This window comes from Aliiglaciecola aliphaticivorans (assembly GCF_054782055.1).
Map to the genome: position 1 here is coordinate 30,207 of NZ_BAAGTF010000020.1, position 16,325 is coordinate 46,531.

The window sequence follows — 16,325 nt, forward strand, 5'->3', positions numbered from 1 at the left end:
AACGGATAAAGTCGATTGGAGTGTCATGTATTCAGCCTCACTAAGCTCAGTAGCTTGCTTAGATGTGAACTTCTGTGAAAGCAGCGTGCCCTTGTGAAGCTTATGCCAGTGCTGAGCAACCTCTCTATCCGTCCAATGTTTTGCTTTGTCAGAATTAACATGCAGTACCACATGGGTATGATTACTCATCACCGCATAAGCACACACCTCAATGGCAAAGACTGTGGTCAAAAACAACAACCTGTCTTCTACCCACTGGCGACGATGCTCATAGCTTTTTCCAGTCAGTTTATCTTCGCCACACAAAAAGGCCCGTCTAACACAGCGGGATACACAATGATAATAAGGGGTATCAGATAAGCTAATTTGGCGCTTCCGTGGCAATGGCATAATTCATTCCTTGAATTAAGAATACTTAAGCATAGTTGATGTGGTTAACCTTGTAGTCTAGTTTGTGGCTGTCCAACACTAGTTCTATCCAACACTAGTTAACCCAACTAAATTTAGTAATTATCGGTAAATGTTCTGATACTTTGGAAAAGCCTTTTACTGGGATCCCCAAATTCTTCCGCTCTTGGGGTGAGATGTCTTCTGGATCAAAAATATATCCTTTATCCAACTTTAACGCTTTTGGACTATAAATGACGAAATCCATTACTCTTGATGGGAATTGCGTTCCGCGTCCGTCCCAAGTCCATGTTTGCTTACCATCAATATGCATGAGGTCTGCCGCAATAAGACCGAAGTGTGGCTTTTCATAGGGGCCCGACACGATAATTAGCGGCTTAACCGTACTAACCAAGTTAAAATCACCCGCTATAATAATGGCATCAATTTGAATTCGCGCAATCACGCTTCTTATGATATTTCTTATTTCCTTGGCTTCAATTCTGCGCTTATCTTCTTCCCAGCTACTCGGATCGCTACCACAGCATTCTAGGTCAAGAGAAACAACCAATAATCGTTTATCTCCATCACTAACAATAGCCCCATTTACTGGGATGCCAGAATCTAACTGACTTGAATACTTTATCTCACCAGCTTTTATGATCCGCTTTTTCAACCGTAATTTTTCAGATTCTGGGTAAGGCACTATCCTAGAAAATTCAGGCAAAACTTCGATAGGTAAGCGGCTTGCTATAACGTTTCTTTGCCTTCCGCCACTTAACCCAATACTAATGAACCAATTATTTTCAGTAGTAATATTGGAATTTGGTAATACCTTTTGTAGTTGAGACTTAGTGGTTTGATTAGAAACTTCATCTAGCAACAATAAATTTGCTTTTGATTTTTCTACCAAAGCCTTAAATAGATAGGGTTCCTTAAAAAATGCATCTCCCGATACATTCCAAGAAAACACATTGATATCATCTGTCACAATATGCTGATTTAAGTCTTCAAATAGTGTGATATCCAAAGTAGTTGTATTTGTATGCGCAGTCATTTGGGCGGCGCTCAAAGTTACCTGCATGCCAAAAATCAACGTCATCAAAGTTTTCAACATAGGGATTCTTTATTTGAAATGGTTTCTATAAATATAACACAACAAATTTATTTCACAGCCGACGTTGATGGTTATGAGGACGGCTAAAGTGAGCCTAGTAAAACTGAATAATATGACTTACATGTGACTTAAATGGACAGGCATCATTTTAGGTAGTTGTTTTTCGTAAGGTCAGGTCTGTGGCTGTCCATGCCAATTGATTATTAGTGCCTGTCCATGCTAATTGATTCCTAATTGTGTGGCTGTCCATGCTAATTAGTGTGGCTGTCCATGCTAATTATGCATGCTAATTAAGTAATGATATACCACAAAAAAGCCCGCGAAATGCGGGCTATCAATTAGCGTGATGATATTTATTTAACGTCGACGTCTTGTGATAATCAATCCAAACAAACTAAGTGCCATCAGAGCAATTGTTGAAGGCTCCGGTACAGTAACCTGCGCAGTATCACGAACATAAAAGGTTTCCCAAACACCATCGAGTGAACCAATATCTAATCCATTAGTAATACGGCCTGCTGCTGCATCATTGAGATCAACATGACTAAAGTTACTCCAGTATTCAGATGCAAACCGGTAAGTAGAATGATCGCTGTAGCTAGCGACGGGAGTAACAGCAGCACTGCCTATAACAAAGTCTGTCCAATCTGGACGGATTGACCAATCTACCTGAGTGGCAAAACGCCATCCTTCACTAGCCCGATAACTAGGAGCATAGATGCTACCTGGACCGAATTCTTCTGGTGCTACTGGGCCTGCATAAACCCAATCCAAACCAGTTGAATTGAAGTTAACGAGTATTACTTCATCAGGAATAACTGTATTAAAATCAATTAACACTGCATTGGCAGCCGTACTAGATAGTATTAATCCAGCAAAAAGGACATTTTTAATATATTTAAGCATTTTAGTTCCTAATTATTATTTTTGATTTACAAATATCTAATTCGAGTAAGCAAGAACCGAACCATTTAGGTAGGTGTTTGTTTTTAATGATGAAAAAATATTACCCTTGAAATTTTTGTAAAAAACACCGACAAATATTTAAAGGCGTTGATTAGCCGTCAACGGCGCATTGTGTGTGAAATTCAAAAACTGAAAGTGATGCAGACGGTGCGTATCTTGCTATTGTCTTGCTTTTGTAAGGTAAGCAACTAGGCTACGTTCGTTTATGAAATAGTCTATTGACACCTGTATCACCAATATTCATTGGTAATCAAACTTATGTATTTAATTTTCATTTTTTGATTCCGCCAACAAAAATCTCACTAGAGTTTTGCCTGCATCGCTTATGTGGGTTTCTAAAAGGTTTTTAGCATGCTCGGTGTTTTTGTTCTCTATTGCTTTGAGTATGTTGTAGTGGTCTTGTTGACTGGTTTTCAAGTAATTCAGCTGTTGGTTATGATAACCAATATACCTGCCACACAATTGATGCAAACTAGCGATTGTACTAAACAGAGTAGGTCGGTTTGCTTGCTCATAAAGACAGGAATGGAATTGCCAATTCAGCTCTCCGTGTTCTTCGATACTCAGTTCTTCTTGCGAGTCAATTATGTGTAAATAGTCCGTCGCCTTACCAATTTCTTGTTGGTTAATGTTGGGGATAGCATATTCCAAAATCAGCGGTTCGAGATATTTGCGCATTAAATATAAATCTTCTGCTTCGGTGGCGTTAAGCATGGGGATCATCACCCCTCGCTTGCCACAGGTGGTTAGCCAACCTTCATTTTTTAATCTTTGTAGCACATCTCTTATGGGAATACGGCTGATATTATAGCGCTGTGAAAGCATTTCTTGTTTGAGTGCCTGTCCAATGGGCAACTTGTTTTCCTGTATATCCAATTTAATTTGATTGTAGAGTATCTGTGCTTGTTGTTTTGACATCTTAATTACACTCTTTTACTTAAATGCAAAGCTAACATTCCCACCACAATGCCCCAAAACGCAGAAGCTATACCGAAAAAGCTTAAACCTGAAGCAGTCATTAAAAAGGTAAGAACGGCAGCTTCTCTCTCTCGATCATAATCCAAGGCTGTTTTTAGACTAGCGGCTATGGCTGCTAGCAGTGCTATCCCTGCCAAACCGGCAATTAGTGCCTGTGGAAAAGCTGCAAATAAGCCCACAACCGCAGTCCCAAAAACTCCCGCTAATATGTTGAAGGCACCCGCAGAAATACCTGCGATGTAACGTTTATCTGGAGAAGGGTGAGACTCCTCATTGGTACAAATAGCGGCGGTGATGGCGGCGATACTAAAAGTGAAACCACCAAAAGGAGCAAATAGAAGCGTGGTGATTCCCGTCGTGGTAAGGAGCGGCGAAATTGGTTGTTGCTCATATCCGCTGCTCTTCAATATGGCCACCCCAGGTAAGTTTTGAGAGGTCATGGTCACAATAAATAATGGTAAGCCAACGCCGATTATTGAAGCCAATGAAAAAGTAGGAGATACCCATTCAGGTGTTGCAAATTCAAATGAAAGGTTCTGGGTTTGAATGGTTTGATTGAAAATGCAAAACGTTAATCCGGTTAGTAACACTAAAGGGATCGCATACCTCGGAATAAATCGTTTAGCCAGCAAGTAGACCACTAACATGGTGATAATTAATGCCGGTTGTTGCTCTATAGCGCCAAACAATCCAAGACCAAACTGCACTAAAATACCCGCTAGCATGGCGGATGCTATTGATATTGGAATGAGTCTAACCAGTTTACTGAAAATACCGGTTACGCCGACTAAGGTAATCAAGACACCCACCGTTAGAAACGTTCCGGTAGCGGTGGCTATATCATTATTCATAACGGCAGTTGCAAGTAATGCGGCACCAGGGGTAGACCAAGCAATAATCAATGGGCGTTTGTACCAAAGAGATAGTCCTAGTGTACTGAACCCCATGCCTACCCCTAAAGCCCACACCCAGGATTCCAGTTGTTGATTGTTTGCCCCTGATGCAATGGCAGCTTGAAAGACGATTGCCATGGCGCTGGCAAACCCAACTAATACAGCAATAAAGCCAGCGATGACGGCAGATAATGAACTGTCGTTGATGATTTTTTTCAACATAAATGTATACAATTTTAAAAATGTATACATTTTATACGTGAGTTTTGATCATAATGGAAGTCGAATTTAGTACTTCTATAAAAAATAACGTTATGATTGCAGTCATTTAGATAGACTATTCTGATTATCGTCCGTCATAGCGAATAAGTCGCGTAAGTGGGCCACATAAAAGCCGCCCTGAAAACACACTCAACATAACCGAGTTAAAAAATAAGGTTGTCATTGATCATGCAAATACAAAAAGAAACCGTCGATTTACACACCGCAACGGGCACAATGCGGTGTTATCTTTATCGTCCATGTGACGAGGGCGTGTATCCGTCCATTATTTTCTATTCAGAGATTTTTCAGCAAACGGCACCCATCAGCCGATCTGCAGCCATAATGGCGTGTCACGGTTTTGTCGTTATCGTTCCTGAGATTTTTCATGAGTTGAATCCCCTTGGAACCGTTTTAGAGTACGACGATCTTGGTAAAGATAAAGGTAATCAAGATAAGAGCCAAAAATCTTTACTTGACCACGATACGGATACAGAGGCTATGATTGATTTTATTAGGACAGCCACCTATTGTTCCAACGAAATAGGCGCTATGGGTGTATGTATCGGTGGGCATCTAGCGTATCGCGCTGCACTCAACCCCGCCATAAAAGCCGCATTTTGTTTGTATGCTACGGATATCCATAACAATGCATTGGCTGCGGAGCCGGAACAACAAAGCCTGGCTAGAATGGCAGACATTAAAGGCGAAATTCACTTTATTTGGGGCAAGCAAGATCCCCATGTACCTAAAGAAGGCAGATTAACCATATACAAGCAATGCTTAGCCACTGGGATTAATTATCAATGGAGTGAAGTCAACGGTGTGCACGCGTTTATGCGAGACGAAGGTGATCGTTACGACGGTGCATTAGCACTACAAATGTATCAGCAGGCGGTTGGGTTATTTCAGCGAACACTAAATTGATAGCTATTCTGGGGTTGTTTTTCTGCTATAAAATTTAGATACTCAAAGGGTACTTTTTTCCGTTTTGTACTTTTGTAACGAGCAGTTTCGATTTGCCTCTCTGCGCTGCTTAATTTTATCAAACTCACAACACAAAAAGAGATGACAATGTCGCAAGCTATATGGATCCAAGCTCTCAAAACCGTGCCTCAGATTGATAAAACGTGTTGGGATGGGTTAAACCTATTAACTAAATGGCTGGTGGCGAGTCGTTTCTCTGTCACTATCATGAGTTTTACCTCGGCCATTATCGGCATTTTGTTGGCATTGAGTACTGCTACAGTAGATTTGGGTTTAGCTGTGTTATGTATTTTAGGTTTAGTGTTAGCCCATGCCACCAATAACTTGCTAAATGACTATACTGACTCTGCAAGAGGGGTAGATAAAGGAAATTACTTCCGCACTCAATATGGTACTCATGTGCTTGAAAGTGGACTTTTAACTAAAAAGCAGTTGCTGCACTACATCATAGCTACTGGTGCGTTAGCCCTTCTATGCGGGGCCCTTATCATTTATATAAGAGGTGTTGATGTATTGTGGATAATGCTAGCAGGCGCATTTTTTGTGCTGTTTTATACCTGGCCATTGAAGAAACTTGCCTTAGGTGAACTGTCGGTATTGGTTGTGTGGGGGCCGCTAATGGTAGGTGGTTCTTATTATGTTAGCAGTGGGCAGTGGAGCCTAGCTGCCATGTTCATTGGTACTTTATATGCCTTGGCACCTACGGCTGTTATTTTTGGCAAACATATCGATAAAATCCATATGGATAAAAGCAAGGGGATCTATTCATTACCAGTATTGCTAGGTGCTAGTCACGCTAGAAAAGCCGTGCAAGTGATGTTGTTATCTCAGTATTTGTTAGCCACCTATATTTATTTTGAAGGGTATATTGGTCTCAGTATTGTCGTTTTACTTTTAACTTTACCCACTCTCATCCAAACACTTAAGGTTTTTAATCATGAGAGGCCAGCAGAGATGCCCGCCGGCTTTCGAAAAGAAGTCTGGCCCTTGTGGTTTGCGCCTAACGCATTTCAATATACACGCAGGTTTAGTTTGTTGTTCTTGGTGATGTTAATACTGGAAAATATTATCGCAGCTGTGAATCCATAAGCGGTGCATCAGCTAATTATACCGGTAAACCAAATGCCTAAAGTTAGCAGGCTAATCAATCCAGCGAGCCCATAACAAATCACTTTAATGAGTCCATGTCGTTGTACTTTCAAATCGTGTAACCCATGGCGAATACGGTGGGCAGCATGAAACCCAGGTAAAATAATAAAGGCACCGCTAAACATCAGTCCCCAAAAACCAAAAAACCAATTATGAGCTTGCGAATAGCTAAAGTCGATCAGTCCTAGGGGTTGTAGAAAACCAAAAAACAGTATTGCTGTGGGGATAAATACAGCAAAACAAACCCCTCCAGCGCTAAACAAGGCCCACCAAACAGGTTCACTGCTGCGGTGGTTTTTTTTAGGTTTGATAGTCATGTTTTCGGTTGTTCGATAATTCATAGGTTCCCCCAAAATAACCAAGAAAATAACACCATTACCGATAGCACGGCTGCCCACTGTCCCGCTATCAACACATTGGCTGGCACGCTTATGTGACCCATACGTATTGGCATGACTCTGGGAAATAACTGAAAGAAAGTCCATGCGTGAAATAAGCTAGCAAAGAAGGCTAAAAGGTTTAGTGCTAATACCAAAGGTTGCCCCATTGCGGTTTGCCAGTGGTTCCATTGACTTTCACCTTGCCACAAACAATAAACCCCCGAGACTAAACACAAAATAAAAAATGTCAGGGGTAAAACAGTCGCCTCGCGTAACATATACGCTTTAAACGCATTGTGTTTTAACCACCAGGTTCGAGAAAGCGTAGTGCGGTAAGTCATAAATTCCCCTTAAATAATTGGATAATCATATCTTTAGCTGATTCAACTTTGGATTGATTGACTGCCGCGGCAGGATCCACTTTTTTCGGACAGACCTCAGAACAAAAACCCACAAACGTGCAGCTCCATGCGCCTTCTTCAGTATTTAATAAAGGCATTCGCTGGGCTTTTCCGTGATCCCGGCTATCTAAGTTATAACGATGTGCCAATGTGATGGCTGCGGGACCTAAAAATTCAGGGTTTAGGCCAAATTGTGGGCAGGCGGAATAACACAATCCACAATTGATACAGTCAGAAAATTGTTGGTATTTGGCCATTTGCGTAGGCGTCTGTTTATTCGGTTCAGTAGATAGACTATCGTCACTAATAAGATAGGGCTTTACTGCTTCAAGATGGGTTAAAAACACATCCATATCCACAATTAGATCCCGCTCTACAGGTAAATGAGCTAGAGGCTGGAGGGTTATATTCTCTTGGTAGTCACGTAAAAAGGTCTTACAGCCCAGTTTTGGCTTTCCATTAACCATAAGCCCACATGATCCACAGATAGCCATCCTACAAGACCACCGAAAACTTAATGAAGGATCTAACTCTTCCTTAATATAATTGAGTGCATCGAGTACCGATGTGCTGTCATCTGCAGGGATGTCAAATTGTTGAACGAAGGGGATCTCTGAGGATTCAGGCAGATAGCGAGTGATGTGAATTGTTTTCATGATGAAACTCCTTTGCCTGCATCGCCGTATGCCCTGGTCGCCGGCGGTAACAAGGATATATCAACGGGCTGCCAACTGAGATGTGCATCACCATTGGCTTGATGGTAAACCAAACTATGTTGTAGAAATTGTTCATCGTCGCGGGTTGTACACCCTTCATCAAGGCGCTGGTGGGCACCTCTGGATTCCCGGCGCTGCAATGCCGCTAAGCAGGTTGCTTCCGCCACATCTAGACCAAATCCCACCTCAATACATTGTAAAAGCTCGGTGTTATATCCTAAGCTTTTATCCTTTAAGCTAATCTGTTGATAGCGAGTTTTAAGCTCACGTATGGTATTCAACGTACTTTGCATTCCAGCTTGTTCACGATAGATTCCGCAACCCTCCTCCATGGATTTAATTAACTGCCGTTTAATAGCGACCCAATTTTCTCGACCTTGTTGATTGCGCAATGTGTTTATACGTTGTTGTTGAGCTTGAAACTGCTCTTCTAGATCAGCTTTTGGCGTGAGTTCTTGCTGTTGACTGAATATAACGGCTTGTTCGCCTGCTAAACGGCCAAACACCAATAGTTCACTGAGGGAATTGGAACCTAAACGGTTTGCTCCGTGGAGGCCAACAGAAGCACATTCCCCAGCGGCAAACAGTCCTTTTATCGATGTTTCGCACCGAGCGTTAGTGGTGATTCCGCCCATGGTGTAATGCACAGCCGGACGCACAGGTATGGGTTCTTTGACGGGATCTACATTGACATAGGATTTTGCCAGCTCACAAATAAACGGAAGACGTTCGTGTATATAAGCTTTTCCTAAGTGTCGCAAATCTAAATAGACCACATCGCTGTCACCGAAACGACCAGTCCGTCCAGCCTGCTGTTCTTGCCAAAACGCCTGTGACAGTTTGTCTCTGGGTCCCAGCTCCATATATTTATTTTTAGGTTCACCCACGGGTGTTTCGGGTCCCAAACCGTAATCTTGTAAGTACCGATAGCCCTGTTTGTTGAGCATTAAGCCACCTTCACCCCGGGAGGCTTCGGTTATTAATATTCCTGAACCTGGCAGTCCGGTGGGATGATATTGTACAAATTCCATATCGCGCAGTGCCACACCTTGACGGAAGGCTAGTGCCATACCATCGCCAGTGACAATGCCACCGTTAGTATTGAAACGAAATAGTCTGCCGGCTCCACCGGTGGCTAAAATAACGGATTTGGCACGAATAAGGTGTAACTCACCCGTGGCTATTTCTAACGCTACAATGCCAGAGATTTGTCCATTATTGACTAACAAGTCGAGCACAAAAAACTCATCAAGACGCTGAATCGCATCATAACGCAACGACGTTTGAAATAATGTATGTAACATGTGGAAACCGGTTTTATCGGCGGCGAACCAAGTGCGCTCTATTTTCATGCCGCCAAAACGACGAACTTGCACAGAACCATCGTTTTTGCGGCTCCAAGGACAGCCCCACTGTTCCATTTGCACGAGTTCTTGATGGGCATGCCTTACAAAGTAATCAACAACTGATTGCTCAGCTAACCAATCTCCCCCTGCGACTGTGTCTTCAATATGTGCAGCAAAACTATCATCGTCACGGGTGACTGCTGCAGCCCCTCCCTCCGCTGCAACGGTATGGGAACGCATAGGATACACTTTGGATACTAAACCAATACTAAGATCACAGCCTGTTTGCTGTGCCTGTTGAGCTGCGGCAATACTTGCTCGCAAACCAGCCCCGCCACCTCCAACAATAAGAACGTCATAATCTTTATATTTCATTTGGTCCCATTCCTTTGTGTATTTATCATTCAAGCCAAAACACACTTTCGCTTAGAAATGATAAGTGTGAGTAGATAATATAACCATAAAGATGCTAAGGTTAATACTGTTAAACGACCAATTAATGACCTTGATCAATGAAATCTGCTTTGTGCTGCCTAGTTTTGATTGGAGGAATATTTTTCAACTGCGTTATCCTTTATTCTAATAAGTAGCTTATTTGACAAATACTTTGGGGAAAACATGAACAACCAATACCAACAAGTGTATGTATGGAGTCGGTATTTAAGACTCTTTCATTGGATAAATGTTTTAGCAATTACAATACTGCTGGGGTTAGGCTTAATAATTTTTAATGCGAAAACGTTGGGCGTAAGTGTTGATGGTAAAATTCTACTTAAAACCCTGCATGTCATTACCGGGTATGTGTTTGCGATCAATTTGTTATTAAGGCTAGTGATGGGCTTTTTCGGCAAAGGTTACGAGCGCTGGAAAAAAACCTTACCCTTTACTAAAGGTTTTAGCCAAGAGTTGGCTGAATTCAAACAGCAACCCCATAAAAAATACAAGGGGCACAACCCTCTCGGAAAGTTGATGGTGGGGGCATTATTATTGTCAATGTGCATTCAAATGATCAGCGGTTTAATAATCGCCGGTACGGATATTTATTATCCACCGTTCGGCCAATATTTTGCGAAAAGTATTGCCATTGATAGCAGTAAACTTGATCTCATTGAGCCTTATTCTAAAGAAAATGTTGATGATCAGGCCTACTTAGAGATGCGCGATATTCGAAAACCATTTATCACTGCACATGTTTATGCTTTTTATACCTTGTTATTCTTGATCCCGTTGCATATCGTTGGGGTGATAGTTGCCGAGCGTAGAGAGAAAACGGCGTTGGTTTCCGCTATGATAAATGGTTATAAGTACATTCCGAAAAAAGACAATAGAGATGATTAACTAATACCTGTATACCCAAATTAAAAATATACACCACAGCCAGTATAGGTTGAGTTTAGCTAGTGTAAAAGGGGAGGGCTTTAGCTAAAGCCTCAACTCATTTTCTTTAACCAGTTCAGTGGAGCTATGCTCAGAATTGGCCGGATGACTGCCCAAGGCCAGCTTGGCACATAGCTGTTTGCCCCTTCTTTTTCGATAGCTTTTACCATTGCCTTGCAGCCTGTTTCGGTATCTACAATAAAGGGGACTTTTTTCACTTTTTCGTTAATTTCACTGCGAATAAAACCCGGGTGTACAGTAGAGACCTTAATAGGGGTATCCATGACATCAATTCTCATTCCTTCGCTAAGCGACGTTAGTCCGGCCTTTGTGGCGGCATAAACGTTCATAGCTCTTCTTGCCCCGCGAAGGGCACTTATGGATGATATTGTGACTAAATGACCTGCATTTTGTTGCCTAAATATTGTCATTGCCGCTTCACACTGGGCGATAGCGGATACAAAATTAGTGATGGCTGTCTGCTTATTGGCGTAGAAATACCCTGTACCAATTGGAGCACCTTTTCCCATGCCCGCATTTACGATAACCCGGTCTATCTGGCCAAACTCTTGATGGAATTCGTTAAATACGTTGAATACTTGCTCATGGTCATCTACATCTAAAGATTTAATGGATACTTTAATCTCAGGGTTGATGCTGAGCAATTCTAGTTTCAACTCATCCAAACGCTCAATGCGCCGAGCACATAGGGCTAAGTTTCTGTTCATTTTAGCAAATTCAATGGCCATGCCTTTACCCAAGCCTGAGCTGGCTCCGGTAATTAATATGTTTTTTCTGCTCATCATTGGGCTACGCTTTTAAGTTTCATGTTTGAAAAGTTATTTATAGGTAATCAAAGATTTATGTTCACCTTCGAAATGACTGTGATCGTTTAAGGTAGATAGAAACACTCTAGATTGGGTATGAATTAATTTAGTTATACCACAATTGACTAAGGTCCAATTTACTTGCATTACATTGTCAGCGGGAACCCCTAACAAATATTGACTAATCACTGAAATAGGGCCGCCAGAGGTGAAAATAGCTACTTTTTTGGCACCTTTTGCTTTGTCTAACACATTTTCTAGCGCCCCTTTTACACGATTCAGGTATTGCTGCCATGACTCAACATATTCGTTACAATGTTGACCTGACATCCAGCGGTTCATGGCATCATTGAATAATTGCTCAAAGGCTACTTTGGGATTTTCCTGGGCTAATATCCAGTTTTTAACGGAAGGTGCATCAGCAAATTCTGGCCCCATTTGGGCAATGATGTCGTTATGATCGTATTCGTTCCAATTGGCATCGATATTCCAGTTTGATTCATCAACAACGGAAGACATCGCGGATAAGCAATTTTGCAAGGTTTGTTTATGGCGCAACATGCTGCCTAAAAAAACGTTATCAAATTTGCCAATCCGAGTCTGCAGTGAATGACCTAACAGCTTAGCTTGCTGATGTCCGATATCCGAAAGCTTATCGTAATTTTGCTGGCCAAAAGAAGCTTGGCCATGTCTAATTAAATAAATGGCTGTCAAATTTTATCCTACTAAATCGTTGTTCACAGTTTCAGGTAAGCTTACTTGTTTACATACTTTTTCAGCTCTATGCGAGTCACCATACCCTGATGGACTTCGTCTGGGCCATCTGCAAGCCTCAGTGAACGCGCGCCTGCGGCGAATCGGGCGAGAGGGAAGTCACTGCACATACCCGCGCCACCATGGAACTGGATAGCCATATCAACCACATTTTGCAGCATTCTAGGCACAACTACTTTTATCGCCGAGATTTCTGTCATGGCATTCTTTACTCCTACTGCATCTATTTTCCACGCTGCGTTTAACGTTAGCAGGCGAGCTTGATCTATTGCCATGCGTGCTTCTGCAATGCGTTCTTGATTACCGCCTAACTTTATCAGAGGTTTGCCAAAGGCTTGACGTGCCTGTCCACGTAATATTGCTAGTTCAAGGGCTTTTTCGGCCATACCGATTGCACGCATGCAGTGATGTATGCGGCCAGGACCAAGTCTACCTTGGGCAATGGCAAAGCCTTTACCCAAGCCCATAATGATATTTTCTTTAGGTACGCGAACATTGGTAAAGTGCATTTCACCGTGACCATAAGGTGCATCGTAGTCGCCATAGGCGGTTAACATACGTTTAATTTCGATGCCTTTACTGTCAAGGGGCACTAACACCATGCTGTGCTGGGCATGTCGTTCATTTTCAGGATTAGATAACCCCATAAAGATAGTCACTTTAGCATTAGGGTGACCTAATCCCGTGCTCCACCACTTTTTGCCATTAATCACAACTTCATCGCCGTCCAGCTCTATGGTTGCAGCCATATTGGTTGCATCCGAAGATGCAACTTCAGGCTCAGTCATACCAAAAACAGAGCGGATTTCACCAGCTAATAAAGGCGTTAACCATTGTTGTTTTTGGACTTCAGAACCAAAATGATAAAGTACTTCCATATTGCCAGTGTCTGGGGCATTACAGTTAAAAATTTCAGGGGAGAACGGAACGCGCCCCATTTCTTCCGCTAAAGGGGCGTATTCTATGCAGCTTAGTCCTTTGCCTAACTTTTCGTCGGGTAAGAACAGGTTCCATAATCCTTGCTCACGAGCTTTGATCTTTAATTTTTCGACTTCGGGGTGAAGCTTCCAGTTCTTCCAATCGCCAGCGGGATTCATTTCTTCCATTTCAGCGTAGATTTTGCTCTCTATGGGATAAACATGCTCTTGCATAAAGGCTTTCACCTGAGAAAGATAATCTTGTGCCTTTTGACTGTGTTCGAAATGCATAATGGTCTCCGAATAATTAACTTAACATCTAGCATAACCATAGTTGTTATCTGAATGAAATGAAATATACTTAACGGCTTGTATGAATAATATTCATGGTGTTTTGTGGCGGAAATAAAACAAATTCAACGACTAGATTTAAACTTACTGAAAGTATTTGAGAGTTTATATCTGGAACAAAATATGACTAAAACCGCAGAGAGGATGAATATCACTCCTTCTGCGGTGAGCCATGCGGTAAAGCGACTAAGGGATTGTCTGCAAGACCCCTTATTCGAGCGCAGTCAAAATAAAATGGTACCCACTCCTGCTTGTAAACGCATGGCACCGTTAATCATTGATAATCTAAGCCGCCTACGACAAATTTTGCAACAGTGGGGAGAATTTGATCCCTTAACGAGCAAACATCATTTCCGTGTTGCTATGCACGATGCCCTTGAACCAACCATCTTACCAAGTATCGCCAAAGTGCTGTTTGAGAAAGCGCCGAATATCACATTTGCGAGTGTTAAAGTAGAACGAAATCAGCTGGCTAAGGGATTAACTTCGGGGCAGTTTGATTTAGCTTTTGATATTGCCTTGCCGCTGAAACCGCCAATCCGCCATGAAAATGTTCGCAACGATAAATTTATTGTTTTAATGGACAGATCTCACTTTTTACTGAAAAATGCGGGCTGTGCAAAACTGCCCATTACACATGAGCAGTATTTTAAGGCGCAACATATTAGCGTTTCCCATCGTCCCACGGGGGCGGTGTTAGAAGATTTTATGCTACATCAGCAAGGGTTTACCCGCACCGTATCGGTTCGTTGTCAAAACTACTATGCGGCAAAAGAAATTTTAAAAGGTTCGCCGTTTTTACTTACCTTACCTAGCTCTTTCGGAGCTCAATTGGTGGATGACGATTTAGTGACTGTGACGCTTCCTTTCGATATGCCACCTATATCTACTCATATGTATTGGCATCAAAACACGGAACAAGATTCAGCGCTAAGTTGGTTTCGACAAGCACTACACAAGATAATGGTAGATAATCATCAACAACAAACTTAAATGCCGAGCTAAGAATAACTTGAAGGTATCTCTACAAAACCTTCCAATTATAAATGAATGAAGAATAAGGCAGATGACTTAACTTATTCTATAAGCAGGTAGTTCGACTCCATCTATGTTGATACCGCGCATTTTCAGTAAACCTAAATATCGTTCTTCACCCGTGCTGGAAAATTCAAACGAAAACTCGGTGTACCAATCGAGCTTGGCTTTGTGAAATATTACTTTGGTTTTACTGCGGGCAATGCTAATTAATTGCAGGCCATTCGTTTCGCAGTACTTATCTAAATACGCTTTAGCTTGCTCTGATATTCCACGTATTCGCCAAAACTGAAATACAATTGCAGCAATAATAAAAAGGACCAATATATCGGTGAGATTAAAATTCATTCATTAGTCCTAGCTTTTATGGGCTTTAAATAAATGGCCAACGGCGGCAGATAATGTGTCAGATTTACTTGGGTTGCGTAACATGGCTAATACCTGTTCTCGTAAATCTGGTAGTTGCACTAAATCTTGAAAAATTCCCAAGAATAAGTCGAAATTGGCATCCGCTTCAGCTACTTTTTCAAAAAACTTAAGTAACAGTTCCGGTGTTTTCAGGTAGTGCCACAGGCGGCCTGAAATAATCACCAATATATTGTGTCTATTCGACAGGTTACTTTCCAAGGTCTGGGTAAGTAGTGCCAACACCTTGTCTGAATCAGCCGTCTGAGATAGAGAACGCAGACCATGTTGCCATTTAACTTCATCTTCTGAATGTTGGTTCATCCACGATAAAATGGTGTGCACACAAGTGTCAGGTAAGGGGTAATTTTCCATACTGATGAGTAACTGATACTGCACTTGTTCAGGGAACTGAGGAAAATGGCGACCAATACTGTTTTGTATTTCTGGTGAGTCTAAGTCTGACACCACGTCGCTTAAACCTTGCAGTGCGATACTCTGCCAATCAATTACCATAGGTGAGTTTACATAGGCTTTTGCAGCGTCAAAATACTGGGATTTGCCTAAGGATAAAACCCTTCTACTTTTGCTATTGAAATCAGCGATTTGATTTTGATTAGGAATAAATGAGTAAGGGTTATCTGGTAGCTGACCATTTTTTTTATCGGCGTTTTCTAATTCAGCACCTAATGCATCAACAATTATCTGTAAAAAGTGATTGCGGCAGGCTGAAACAATTAACCCATTTTCATCGGTGGGGAGCTTTACAAACCAAATATATTGTTGTTCGGAGCGAGTTTTATCCCAAAATACGATGCCAAACCAAGCGTGCTGCGCCCGTGTGAAAGGCGGTTTAATTTGGCCGTTTTCTTGTTCTAAAAACCGCTGGCTTGGAACTTCTCGAATGGTTCTTCCCATATCGAACACGCGATAATCAGTACCTGCGTGAAGTAAAAATTCACTAATAGAAGAAATTTCGTGCTTGCTCATAATCAGTTTAAGGTAATATGTTGAAAGTGCTAAATGTGAAGTGGCAGAGTATATCTTTTTGTATGGCT

General features: G+C 41.8%; 18 protein-coding genes. 4 read left to right on the forward strand and 14 right to left on the reverse strand.

The window, feature by feature from the left end; genetic code table 11:
- The 5 genes from ACYVIL_RS11815 to ACYVIL_RS11835 form a co-directional block, all read right to left on the reverse strand.
- Nucleotides 1-390: transposase (locus tag ACYVIL_RS11815; RefSeq protein ID WP_460312562.1), on the reverse strand; the 390-nt coding region annotated here is incomplete at its 3' end.
- A 94-nt stretch (nucleotides 391-484) separates the two neighbouring features.
- A complete protein-coding gene (locus ACYVIL_RS11820; RefSeq protein ID WP_303477230.1) occupies nucleotides 485-1,504 on the reverse strand; it encodes an endonuclease/exonuclease/phosphatase family protein in 1,020 nt (339 codons plus the stop codon).
- 357 nt (nucleotides 1,505-1,861) lie between these two features.
- Nucleotides 1,862-2,410 (reverse strand): PEP-CTERM sorting domain-containing protein, encoded by a 549-nt coding sequence (locus tag ACYVIL_RS11825; protein ID WP_303477224.1) that lies wholly within the window; start codon nucleotides 2,408-2,410, stop codon nucleotides 1,862-1,864.
- A 324-nt stretch (nucleotides 2,411-2,734) separates the two neighbouring features.
- Complete coding sequence (locus ACYVIL_RS11830; protein WP_460312563.1) at nucleotides 2,735-3,388, reverse strand: GntR family transcriptional regulator; 654 nt, start codon at nucleotides 3,386-3,388, stop codon at nucleotides 2,735-2,737.
- A 5-nt stretch (nucleotides 3,389-3,393) separates the two neighbouring features.
- The gene (locus tag ACYVIL_RS11835) at nucleotides 3,394-4,563 is read right to left on the reverse strand and encodes a benzoate/H(+) symporter BenE family transporter (protein ID WP_460312564.1); all 1,170 of its coding nucleotides are present in this window, start codon (nucleotides 4,561-4,563) and stop codon (nucleotides 3,394-3,396) included.
- Nucleotides 4,564-4,791: 228 nt separating this feature from the next.
- Between ACYVIL_RS11835 and ACYVIL_RS11840 the strand changes: the two genes are divergently transcribed.
- Nucleotides 4,792-5,529, forward strand: a complete 738-nt coding sequence (locus tag ACYVIL_RS11840; RefSeq protein ID WP_303477216.1) for a dienelactone hydrolase family protein — start codon at nucleotides 4,792-4,794, stop codon at nucleotides 5,527-5,529.
- Between the two features lie 147 nt (nucleotides 5,530-5,676).
- On the forward strand, nucleotides 5,677-6,678 hold the full coding sequence (locus ACYVIL_RS11845) for a prenyltransferase (protein WP_460312565.1): 1,002 nt from the start codon (nucleotides 5,677-5,679) through the stop codon (nucleotides 6,676-6,678).
- Between the two features lie 8 nt (nucleotides 6,679-6,686).
- On the opposite strand, the gene frdD is transcribed toward ACYVIL_RS11845, so the two are convergent.
- From frdD to frdA, 4 genes are read right to left on the reverse strand one after another with little or no spacing between them, the layout of a single operon-like run.
- Nucleotides 6,687-7,079: a fumarate reductase subunit FrdD gene (frdD, locus tag ACYVIL_RS11850; protein ID WP_460312566.1), complete on the reverse strand. Its 393-nt coding sequence runs from the start codon at nucleotides 7,077-7,079 to the stop codon at nucleotides 6,687-6,689.
- Nucleotides 7,076-7,459: a fumarate reductase subunit C gene (locus tag ACYVIL_RS11855; protein WP_460312567.1), complete on the reverse strand. Its 384-nt coding sequence runs from the start codon at nucleotides 7,457-7,459 to the stop codon at nucleotides 7,076-7,078. Before ACYVIL_RS11855 ends, frdD begins: the two co-directional genes overlap by 4 nt.
- Entirely contained in the window at nucleotides 7,456-8,175 is a 720-nt protein-coding gene (locus tag ACYVIL_RS11860; protein ID WP_303477208.1) for a succinate dehydrogenase/fumarate reductase iron-sulfur subunit, read from the reverse strand. The genes ACYVIL_RS11855 and ACYVIL_RS11860 overlap by 4 nt, the downstream gene beginning before the upstream one ends.
- Nucleotides 8,172-9,956, reverse strand: coding sequence for a fumarate reductase (quinol) flavoprotein subunit (gene frdA, locus ACYVIL_RS11865; RefSeq protein WP_460312568.1), 1,785 nt, complete (start codon nucleotides 9,954-9,956; stop codon nucleotides 8,172-8,174). The genes ACYVIL_RS11860 and frdA overlap by 4 nt, the downstream gene beginning before the upstream one ends.
- A gap of 243 nt (nucleotides 9,957-10,199) precedes the next feature.
- Here frdA and ACYVIL_RS11870 point away from each other — a divergent pair, with 243 nt between their 5' ends.
- The gene (locus tag ACYVIL_RS11870) at nucleotides 10,200-10,919 is read left to right on the forward strand and encodes a cytochrome b/b6 domain-containing protein (RefSeq protein ID WP_303477203.1); all 720 of its coding nucleotides are present in this window, start codon (nucleotides 10,200-10,202) and stop codon (nucleotides 10,917-10,919) included.
- Nucleotides 10,920-11,011: 92 nt separating this feature from the next.
- On the opposite strand, the gene ACYVIL_RS11875 is transcribed toward ACYVIL_RS11870, so the two are convergent.
- Genes ACYVIL_RS11875 through ACYVIL_RS11885 form a run of 3 tightly spaced genes read right to left on the reverse strand, consistent with a single transcriptional unit; the run spans nucleotide 11,012 to nucleotide 13,767 of the window.
- Nucleotides 11,012-11,761: an SDR family oxidoreductase gene (locus ACYVIL_RS11875; RefSeq protein ID WP_460312569.1), complete on the reverse strand. Its 750-nt coding sequence runs from the start codon at nucleotides 11,759-11,761 to the stop codon at nucleotides 11,012-11,014.
- Between the two features lie 36 nt (nucleotides 11,762-11,797).
- A complete protein-coding gene (locus tag ACYVIL_RS11880; RefSeq protein ID WP_460312570.1) occupies nucleotides 11,798-12,499 on the reverse strand; it encodes a histidine phosphatase family protein in 702 nt (233 codons plus the stop codon).
- Between the two features lie 41 nt (nucleotides 12,500-12,540).
- A complete protein-coding gene (locus ACYVIL_RS11885; RefSeq protein WP_460312571.1) occupies nucleotides 12,541-13,767 on the reverse strand; it encodes an acyl-CoA dehydrogenase family protein in 1,227 nt (408 codons plus the stop codon).
- A gap of 105 nt (nucleotides 13,768-13,872) precedes the next feature.
- On the opposite strand from ACYVIL_RS11885, the gene ACYVIL_RS11890 reads away from it, so the two are divergent.
- Nucleotides 13,873-14,820: a LysR family transcriptional regulator gene (locus ACYVIL_RS11890; RefSeq protein ID WP_460312572.1), complete on the forward strand. Its 948-nt coding sequence runs from the start codon at nucleotides 13,873-13,875 to the stop codon at nucleotides 14,818-14,820.
- Nucleotides 14,821-14,898: 78 nt separating this feature from the next.
- Here the strand turns inward: ACYVIL_RS11890 and ACYVIL_RS11895 are convergent, their stop codons facing one another.
- Nucleotides 14,899-15,210 carry a DUF3301 domain-containing protein gene (locus ACYVIL_RS11895; protein ID WP_303477190.1) on the reverse strand — a complete coding sequence of 104 codons (312 nt, stop codon included), beginning with the start codon at nucleotides 15,208-15,210 and terminating at the stop codon, nucleotides 14,899-14,901.
- A gap of 9 nt (nucleotides 15,211-15,219) precedes the next feature.
- Entirely contained in the window at nucleotides 15,220-16,257 is a 1,038-nt protein-coding gene (locus ACYVIL_RS11900; RefSeq protein ID WP_460312573.1) for a DUF3549 family protein, read from the reverse strand.
- Nucleotides 16,258-16,325 lie beyond the last annotated feature (68 nt).

Bases quoted from the DNA above. Each gene is read 5' to 3' on its own strand.
- frdA (WP_460312568.1), bottom strand. From the start codon at position 9,956: ATGAAATATAAAGATTATGACGTTCTTATTGTTGGAGGTGGCGGGGCT.
- ACYVIL_RS11825 (WP_303477224.1), bottom strand. From the start codon at position 2,410: ATGCTTAAATATATTAAAAATGTCCTTTTTGCTGGATTAATACTATCT.
- ACYVIL_RS11895 (WP_303477190.1), bottom strand. From the start codon at position 15,210: ATGAATTTTAATCTCACCGATATATTGGTCCTTTTTATTATTGCTGCA.
- ACYVIL_RS11840 (WP_303477216.1), top strand. From the start codon at position 4,792: ATGCAAATACAAAAAGAAACCGTCGATTTACACACCGCAACGGGCACA.
- ACYVIL_RS11830 (WP_460312563.1), bottom strand. From the start codon at position 3,388: ATGTCAAAACAACAAGCACAGATACTCTACAATCAAATTAAATTGGAT.
- ACYVIL_RS11900 (WP_460312573.1), bottom strand. From the start codon at position 16,257: ATGAGCAAGCACGAAATTTCTTCTATTAGTGAATTTTTACTTCACGCA.
- ACYVIL_RS11835 (WP_460312564.1), bottom strand. From the start codon at position 4,563: ATGTTGAAAAAAATCATCAACGACAGTTCATTATCTGCCGTCATCGCT.
- frdD (WP_460312566.1), bottom strand. From the start codon at position 7,079: ATGAATTATCGAACAACCGAAAACATGACTATCAAACCTAAAAAAAAC.
- ACYVIL_RS11875 (WP_460312569.1), bottom strand. From the start codon at position 11,761: ATGAGCAGAAAAAACATATTAATTACCGGAGCCAGCTCAGGCTTGGGT.
- ACYVIL_RS11885 (WP_460312571.1), bottom strand. From the start codon at position 13,767: ATGCATTTCGAACACAGTCAAAAGGCACAAGATTATCTTTCTCAGGTG.
- ACYVIL_RS11845 (WP_460312565.1), top strand. From the start codon at position 5,677: ATGTCGCAAGCTATATGGATCCAAGCTCTCAAAACCGTGCCTCAGATT.
- ACYVIL_RS11820 (WP_303477230.1), bottom strand. From the start codon at position 1,504: ATGTTGAAAACTTTGATGACGTTGATTTTTGGCATGCAGGTAACTTTG.
- ACYVIL_RS11855 (WP_460312567.1), bottom strand. From the start codon at position 7,459: ATGACTTACCGCACTACGCTTTCTCGAACCTGGTGGTTAAAACACAAT.
- ACYVIL_RS11860 (WP_303477208.1), bottom strand. From the start codon at position 8,175: ATGAAAACAATTCACATCACTCGCTATCTGCCTGAATCCTCAGAGATC.
- ACYVIL_RS11870 (WP_303477203.1), top strand. From the start codon at position 10,200: ATGAACAACCAATACCAACAAGTGTATGTATGGAGTCGGTATTTAAGA.